Source organism: Streptococcus bouchesdurhonensis, assembly GCF_948472335.1.
Genome location: NZ_CAOKTW010000040.1, coordinates 1 through 987 on the forward strand (window position 1 = coordinate 1; position 987 = coordinate 987).

Consider the following 987-nt stretch of genomic DNA (forward strand, 5'->3'; position numbering starts at 1 on the left):
AAGGTCCCGTAGTGTAGCGGTTATCACGTCGCCCTGTCACGGCGAAGATCGCGGGTTCGATTCCCGTCGGGACCGTTTAAGGTAACGCAAGTTATTTTAGACTCGTTAGCTCAGTTGGTAGAGCAATTGACTTTTAATCAATGGGTCACTGGTTCGAGCCCAGTACGGGTCATATATGCGGGTTTGGCGGAATTGGCAGACGCACCAGATTTAGGATCTGGCGCTTAACGGCGTGGGGGTTCAAGTCCCTTAACCCGCATTAAGATATAATAAATGAGCCGGCTTAGCTCAGTTGGTAGAGCATCTGATTTGTAATCAGAGGGTCGCGTGTTCAAGTCATGTAGCCGGCATTTTTAGATAGAAGAAAACAGTGCGAACGTAGTTCAGTGGTAGAACACCACCTTGCCAAGGTGGGGGTCGCGGGTTCGAATCCCGTCGTTCGCTTAGAGAGGCCGGGGTGGCGGAACTGGCAGACGCACAGGACTTAAAATCCTGCGATTGGTAACGATCGTACCGGTTCGATTCCGGTCCTCGGCATAAACTAATGAGCACCCTTAGCTCAACTGGATAGAGTACCTGACTACGAATCAGGCGGTTAGAGGTTCGACTCCTCTAGGGTGCATTTTTCTATTTAACTCGGGAAGTAGCTCAGCTTGGTAGAGTACTTGGTTTGGGACCAAGGTGTCGCAGGTTCGAATCCTGTCTTCCCGATATATGGCGGTGTAGCTCAGCTGGCTAGAGCGTCCGGTTCATACCCGGGAGGTCGGGGGTTCGATCCCCTTCGCCGCTATAAAGATCTTGTTGGACCTTTAGCTCAGCTGGTTAGAGCTCTCGGCTCATAACCGAGTGGTCGTAGGTTCAAGTCCTACAAGGTCCATTTGAATAATATGGAGGATTACCCAAGTCCGGCTGAAGGGAACGGTCTTGAAAACCGTCAGGCGTGTAAAAGCGTGCGTGGGTTCGAATCCCACATCCTCCTTTTGTATC

At 51.2% G+C, this 987-nt stretch carries 11 tRNA genes; all 11 read left to right on the plus strand.

Annotated elements, in window-relative coordinates:
• Positions 1-2: 2 nt before the first annotated feature.
• Positions 3-75 (plus strand) — tRNA-Asp (locus tag QMQ21_RS19175).
• A 24-nt stretch (positions 76-99) separates the two neighbouring features.
• A tRNA-Lys gene (locus QMQ21_RS19180) sits at positions 100-172 on the plus strand.
• A gap of 5 nt (positions 173-177) precedes the next feature.
• Positions 178-259 (plus strand) — tRNA-Leu (locus tag QMQ21_RS19185).
• 18 nt (positions 260-277) lie between these two features.
• Positions 278-350, plus strand: a tRNA-Thr gene (locus tag QMQ21_RS19190).
• Positions 351-372: 22 nt separating this feature from the next.
• A tRNA-Gly gene (locus tag QMQ21_RS19195) sits at positions 373-444 on the plus strand.
• A 7-nt stretch (positions 445-451) separates the two neighbouring features.
• A tRNA-Leu gene (locus QMQ21_RS19200) sits at positions 452-537 on the plus strand.
• An 11-nt stretch (positions 538-548) separates the two neighbouring features.
• Positions 549-622 (plus strand) — tRNA-Arg (locus QMQ21_RS19205).
• A 15-nt stretch (positions 623-637) separates the two neighbouring features.
• Positions 638-711, plus strand: a tRNA-Pro gene (locus tag QMQ21_RS19210).
• 5 nt (positions 712-716) lie between these two features.
• A tRNA-Met gene (locus QMQ21_RS19215) sits at positions 717-790 on the plus strand.
• Between the two features lie 13 nt (positions 791-803).
• Positions 804-877 (plus strand) — tRNA-Ile (locus QMQ21_RS19220).
• A gap of 12 nt (positions 878-889) precedes the next feature.
• Positions 890-979: transfer RNA gene (locus QMQ21_RS19225), tRNA-Ser, on the plus strand.
• Positions 980-987 lie beyond the last annotated feature (8 nt).